10 protein-coding genes are annotated in these 6387 nt (G+C 34.0%); all 10 read right to left on the bottom strand.

Annotation, left to right across the window (positions count from 1 at the left end; all coding sequences use genetic code 11):
- Window positions 1-155 precede the first annotated feature (155 nt).
- On the bottom strand, window positions 156-872 hold the full coding sequence (locus tag CN692_RS18760) for a 2-methylcitrate dehydratase (protein ID WP_098120688.1): 717 nt from the start codon (window positions 870-872) through the stop codon (window positions 156-158).
- 13 nt (window positions 873-885) lie between these two features.
- Window positions 886-1308 (bottom strand): RusA family crossover junction endodeoxyribonuclease, encoded by a 423-nt coding sequence (locus tag CN692_RS18755; protein ID WP_098120687.1) that lies wholly within the window; start codon window positions 1306-1308, stop codon window positions 886-888.
- On the bottom strand, window positions 1305-1580 hold the full coding sequence (locus CN692_RS18750) for a hypothetical protein (RefSeq protein ID WP_098120686.1): 276 nt from the start codon (window positions 1578-1580) through the stop codon (window positions 1305-1307). Before CN692_RS18750 ends, CN692_RS18755 begins: the two co-directional genes overlap by 4 nt.
- Before the next feature lie 15 nt (window positions 1581-1595).
- Window positions 1596-1838: a helix-turn-helix domain containing protein gene (locus tag CN692_RS18745; protein WP_098120685.1), complete on the bottom strand. Its 243-nt coding sequence runs from the start codon at window positions 1836-1838 to the stop codon at window positions 1596-1598.
- The gene (locus CN692_RS18740; protein WP_098120684.1) at window positions 1825-2052 is read right to left on the bottom strand and encodes a hypothetical protein; all 228 of its coding nucleotides are present in this window, start codon (window positions 2050-2052) and stop codon (window positions 1825-1827) included. The genes CN692_RS18745 and CN692_RS18740 overlap by 14 nt, the downstream gene beginning before the upstream one ends.
- Before the next feature lie 174 nt (window positions 2053-2226).
- On the bottom strand, window positions 2227-3033 hold the full coding sequence (locus CN692_RS18735) for an ATP-binding protein (RefSeq protein ID WP_098120683.1): 807 nt from the start codon (window positions 3031-3033) through the stop codon (window positions 2227-2229).
- On the bottom strand, window positions 3033-3845 hold the full coding sequence (locus tag CN692_RS18730) for a phage replisome organizer N-terminal domain-containing protein (RefSeq protein WP_098120682.1): 813 nt from the start codon (window positions 3843-3845) through the stop codon (window positions 3033-3035). The genes CN692_RS18735 and CN692_RS18730 overlap by 1 nt, the downstream gene beginning before the upstream one ends.
- Window positions 3846-3907: 62 nt before the next feature.
- Window positions 3908-4822, bottom strand: a complete 915-nt coding sequence (locus CN692_RS18725; RefSeq protein WP_098120681.1) for a RecT family recombinase — start codon at window positions 4820-4822, stop codon at window positions 3908-3910.
- Window positions 4815-5078 carry a hypothetical protein gene (locus tag CN692_RS18720; protein ID WP_098120680.1) on the bottom strand — a complete coding sequence of 88 codons (264 nt, stop codon included), beginning with the start codon at window positions 5076-5078 and terminating at the stop codon, window positions 4815-4817. The genes CN692_RS18725 and CN692_RS18720 overlap by 8 nt, the downstream gene beginning before the upstream one ends.
- The coding region (locus CN692_RS26245; RefSeq protein WP_098120679.1) for a hypothetical protein at window positions 5071-6387 on the bottom strand (1317 nt) is incomplete at its 5' end. The genes CN692_RS18720 and CN692_RS26245, both read right to left, overlap by 8 nt.

Genomic DNA, 6387 nt, shown 5'->3' with positions numbered 1-6387 from the left:
AATCCTTAGGAATTTCTACGGATACCGATTCGTTTTGGTCTTTCGGGTACATTCCTATTACCTTATTAAAAAACTTCTCTACGAGCCTTTTAAACACGAATTTCACTCCTAACGGTTTTTTAAAAGCAGGAGGAAATTCCCCCTGCCATGTTTAATTAAAATTCTTCGTTATCAAACGAACCAAAATCTATTTCAGCATCTTCTTGGTCGGAAGATTCCACTTCAGTTTCTTCAACTGTTTCTGTGCCCTTCTCTTGAGGAACAACCTCTTCATCACTTGTTTGCTCCTCTTCGTTTGTAGAGACTGTTTCCTGATTTTCTTTCCACTCATGCCATGCTACTGCGGAACCAGCTACACGTTTACGGTACTCGTCCACAAACTCAACAATCTTTCCAGAAGAAATTCCTAGTTCGTTGGCCAATTTATAGTAAGACTCACCCTCAATTTTTCGTTTAACAATATTTGCGAAATCATATGGCAAATCAGTATAGTTTGGTGATAAGCCACTCAAAATGAAGTTATCTACAATTTCACGATCCAATTGCTCTTCTTCAACGCGAGTTTTTACTTTTTCTTGAGGAAGCTCTAAATCAGCTTCAAGTTGTTCATGTGTAGGCTGCACTTCTGAAACAACGCCTTTATCATCAACCTTATATTCTGTGACAGGTTTATTTGTTTTTGCATTGATCGTAACGTTGTAATTAACTACTAATGAATCCAAATTAACTTCTACTTTTTGGTCAATCATTTCGGATAGCTGGTCTAACTTACCATCTAAAGCAGTGCCGTTTATTTCTAAGACAATTTCTTTTACGCCCTTTGGTTTAAGATTTACCTTTTTAACTAATGCATTAAATTCAACGTATGCCATTTTAATATTCCTCCTAGAATAATTGATTAATAGTTACTTCAATACGTGGTGAATTGCTATACCATTTACTAACAGTCAGTTCTACTACTTGGCTATCATCTTTCCAAATGATTGATTTAAGAGCATCCTTAACCCCTTTAACATAGTTGTCTACGTCTGGTTTTGTTGTTGGTCTTAAAATACCTTGCTCAGCTTCAATTACTTTTTTCTTAGAAAAACTTTTTAAAATGGATTTATAAACTTTAACTTCTAACTTTAGTGGACCTTCTAAAAGTTGTTCTGGTCTATAATCTGCTGCAGCTAATTTGCAGTACTCTTTAAAGTCCTTTGATTTCTTAGGATCATAAGCTCTTGTAAAACCACCTTGAGTACTAAACTTTGGTCTACCTTGTGCAACTGGTTCTCCGTATATTGTGAAGTTAATCTGCTTACTCATATTTTCAAATTCCTTACAACATCTTGAAGTGCAGCCATATTTAAAATTTGATAGTTTGTACCTTTAACGCCTAAACTACGGGTCTTAATAATCCCTACTATTTCTAATTTTCTTAATGCAGCTACAGTAATTGAATTAGTAGCTGATAATGTTTTAATGCAAATTTTGCCTTTTTCTTCACCCTTTATAGCGTTGAAAAATTCTCTTACTGCAAATCCTTCCGAACGCGATAAACATTTAGCAATTACTTCAGTAGTTGTACTAATGATCATTGTTTTTCCCCTTTCTTAACCCAATCCAATTTTTCTTGGCTTGATTCTGCCTTTTATTTCTTGATCCATAATGAGTAATGCTATTTCTACTTGAGGTCTTTGGAAGGTTTTTGACAAATCCCAAATGCTTGTACCTTCTTTCCAAAGTCTTACAAATTCTTTTATTTCCGATTTGTCCCAAGTAAAATCTAACTCTTCCAGGACGATAACAACTTCTTTTCGTTTTCTTGTTGGATCCATTAACTTACTCGTTTTCATTGGAACACTCTATCCCCTTCCTAAGTACCTTCATATTCTCCGGATCTATAACCTCGCCACATTTCTTGCACCCTCTCAACAAGCGATGTTTTACGATTTTTAATTTGAAAGAACCATGTCCACAATTAGTGCAGATACCTGGACGAACAAATTCTTGTTCATTCGTTTCCAGGTCATCTTTTTTAAATAATTCATTCCAACCTTTCTTTTTCATGAATTCCTCCGAAAAGTTAGGTATATTTTAATCACTACTGGTATATAATTAATCCAAGCCTTGTCGAAAGGGTACTCAGAGGACCTCCTGATTCTGCTCCTGAATGTCCTAGCTTTCAGGGGCACCCTTTTTATTCCGTTCATATGTTTAAACATTTAGACTCAATCATTAAATTTATCTCATATCCTTAGCATTCTTAAACGTAATGATCGTTTCTTTTGTTACATCTGCATTTAATCTAGAAATCATTCGATCATCATAAATTTGTTTGGCTCGTTCTCCCCTAAGATTACTTGTCGTAATCGTTGACTTCCCTTGCCTAGATTCATAGACATTGAATAGCAGCTTAGATATAAAATCACTTGCTACCTTTTCCGTATCAATACGACCAACTTCAGCCCCTAAATCATCAATTACTAAAATATCGGCTTCTTCCATCAGCTTTAAAAAGTATTCTTGAGTGTATTTTGATTCCTTGTTATTAAACGAATCCAGAATTAGACTGACCATTTTAGGGACACTAATGAATAAGCACCTTCTTTTTTCACTAACACTTTTAGCAATCGAATACGCTAAATGACTTTTACCTACCCCAGCATTTCCAGTTATAACAACGTTAAATTTGTTTCCGAACTTATACCATTTAGCACATTGTTCTGCTTTCTGTTTTGCTAAAGTTGTTTCTTCACAAATAGTCTTATAGTTTTCTAGAGTGCTAGTTAGAAGCTTTTGATTAGAAAAAACTGAATATCTTTCAAGGTGTAAACAAATATTCGACTCTTGTTCTTTTTGAATATCCTGGTTTACTTTTTGTTGAAATGCCTGTCCTCTTGAATCGCAGAAGCACTTTGGGCAGTTAGCTCTACCATCTGAAAACTGAATCCATTGTTTTTTATGCATGTCACAATATTTATCGATATATTTAGCGCCACTGTTTCTAAAGCAAATTTCCATAACCGTATCAATATTTACTTTTTGCATTACCAACCTAGCTCCTCATCTTCTTTATTTTCGATGATTCGATGATTACTAGTTCCTTTATTTGCTTTCATAAGCAGATTATCAAAGCGTTTTCTAAGTTTGCTAGTCGATAAGACATTAGACATTTCAAAAGGATCCGATTGAACAAATTGAATTACTCTGCAAATGTCATGTCGATTTCTATTGTCATTTTCTACCATTAACCTAATATCATTAGCCCATGAGTTCTTATTAGGTTCTTTAAAGTTTGGATTATTCTTCTTAATTTGTTGAATAAAGAAATCAACTACTTTTAAATCGTCTTCCGAAAACTTTAGTTTTTTGGAAGGAGTGACATTATTATTTATATCTATATCTTTATCTAATTCTTTATCTATATCTGTACCGTCACGTGACGTCACGCGAACGTCACTCGTTCCTATGCGTTTTTTTCGATCACGGTACTTCTTATTTCGCTCTGCGTTAAGTTGTTTTACCCTTTCCATACCTTCAATATTCTGATGTTTTTCCCAGTTAGTAATAGATATAAAGTCATCTTCATCAATCTCTATCATTCCGAATTGCTTAAAAGTTTGTAATGCTATTTTGATAGTATTTAAGTTCTCATCAAATGATATAGATAACATTTCTTCTGTATATGGCATTTGTGGAGTGAAATAAATTATCCCTGCATTGTTCGTTCTTCCTGCTAACGATAATAGTTGAAACCAAATGAGTAGCATATCCCGTCCACCCGGTAAACTCTTTATCATTTTTATTTTTTCATCGCTAAAAATGTTTGTTGAAATTTTAATCCATTTAATTTCGCTCATGATGCCCACTCCTTCCCTTGTTGATGGAATACCAGGGACTCGTTAGATCCCCTAGCTATCAATTAAAACTCGTCTAAATCATCAAATGTAATCTCTTCAGGCTCTGCAGGTTTCTTCTTGTTCCCCTCTAAATCGATTAGTTTTGATAGACCAACTACTTGCTGTAACGTTAGTTCTTTAGGTGTTTTATTAAAATTAACTTTGATGATGTTTTTAAGGTCGTCTTCACTTAAGCTGTACTTAACTTGTTTGCTTTTAATTTCACTCCATCGTGATTTCATTTCATCCTCTGGATCAATTACTTCACCTTCGCCAATATGAATTTGATTAGGCGTGATATCTACACGTTGATTTGGTTTGTCATAAGAATCCAATTGACTTCCTTGTACTTGTTCGTCTTCAAAATTCAATTCGAATGCTGCCTTTAAGGCCCTTCTAACCATGTGCTTTTTATACATGTCGTTAAAATAATTGGTCCACATTGTCTTTTGCATGCCGATGTTTGAACGTGTAAAATGTTCTACTTCATTGACTTCCATTAATACTGAAAAAGGTTGTATTCCTTGTTTATAGGCAAATGCATAACCACCAATTACTTTTCCTCTTGGAAAACCAAAGGAATGTACGTCTATTACCATGAAATATCTACCGTCTTCACCTTTCTCTTGATGCATTTTAAATTCGTCATTTTCATGAACTAATTGAACATCGTAACCTAAATAACCAACTGATTCTTTAGCTTTTCGAACATAGTAATCGATTCCAAACTGAACTGTAAGTTGTCCTCCGCGTACGGCAGGGTAAATTTCATTTGCAATTGGATTTGCACCTGAAGCTTTTGCAATCGACATAAATAACTTAAACTGTGATTCGTTGCAATCCTTACCAATTGTTTCACGAATTGTTAATACATCCTGTTCTGTTACTTCGCCAAAAGCTAAAACTGATAAATTTTGAATTGCTACTTGATTAGTCATTGAAAATTACCTCCTCAATATTTTCAGTAATGATTTTAGTTCGAATGATTTTAACTACTTTCCCATTAATAAAATTTGCTACAAATCTTGCTTCTTCTAAGTCATGAATAGCTAGTCTGCAGCTATCCAAACCAACATCAACACCCTCAAGCTGTTCTTGAGAAAGCCAAATCAATCCCCTAACATACAATTCATCAACCACTTTAACTGCGTAGTATGATTCAGCACTGTTTTTAATTAATCGTTGTTCAGCCATTGCTTACAGCCTCCAATCCATGAGTTTTGATATTAAAATCTGTATCTACTACCCTAGCTACTACCAGCTGACCAGTAGGTTTAGAGAATTTAAGAATCGATTCTGCGTTATCAACAAATGTTGGTAGGATCACTTCGGATTGCTTAGAAAGAACCTCACTTAGTTCTAAACCACATTTAATACGTTCTGCAGTTGATAACTTACTAAACGGTTTACCATCCCATTCAATTTCAAACGTTGCTCTTTCTTCACCGTTCTTTAATTGCTCAAACAACTTAACTGAGATATTCGTAAATAATGAATCAATCTTTTTAACCATTAATTCAGAACGCTTTGTTCTAAACTCTTTAATTGCATCAATGATTGCTAATGACTTGTTTCGATTAGTGCGAATGTCTTCTTTATTCGTTTCAGCTTCAATTAATTCAGTTTTAAGTCGTTCCACCTGGTTCACTTGATTTAATTGAGTTCTGATTTGAATAATTTCGTTGTTGATTTGCTCTAATAAGTCCTGGTCAATTGGGATGAGTTTAGTATCTTCTAGTGCTTCTAATTGAGCTTTTAGTCGTTTGTTCTCGCCTTCAAGTTGTTTACCATAATTTAATTCTTTATCGAATCGAGCTTGATTCTCTTTTGAAACTTGTAATTTTGCTTCATTAGTTAATTCTTGGCCACAAGTAGCACAGTGATGATCAATATCTTCTCTTCTAATTGAAAGTACCTTTTCTTTTTGTCTTTTCAATTGTGGATATAATGTTGATATCATAGTTCTAACTGTGAATATCTCGTTATTTACTTGTTGATTTTGAGATTGTAATTTATTTATTTCAGCTTTTTGAGTTTCTAATTGCTGCAAAGTCTTTTCGTTAACACGATCTAAATTATCGAACTTGAACTTTTCTAATTGCTCCCGCAAAGTAACGACTCTTTCTCCAGCACGTTCAGAAGACTTGTCCAATTGTTTGTATTGTTCACGATGTACTTTTTCTAAATCATCTAAGTTATGTTTTTTTAACTCTGGTTCTAACGTGTTCACTGACATTTCATGAAGTTCTGCAAATACTTCTTTGTTTAATGGTTCTGGAACATACTGCAGCAACTGTTTTCTTTGGTCCTGCCAATTTTGGCTAAAAAAATAAGTCGGATTGAAAATTGATAAGAACAAGTCTTTATCAAAAAGTTCGCTTACAAGTTCATTAAACTTAGTAGCCTTTTCAGGCACCTCGTTAATAAAGTACTTAGCTGTTTTCTTTTGAGTTTTAGCTAATTGAAATTCTTTTCCATCTACGTTTAGAACTAGTAAAACTGT

Source organism: Bacillus sp. AFS002410 (genome assembly GCF_002556365.1).
Classification (GTDB): domain Bacteria; phylum Bacillota; class Bacilli; order Bacillales; family Bacillaceae_G; genus Gottfriedia.
This window is presented reverse-complemented; position numbering and strand designations above follow the sequence as displayed.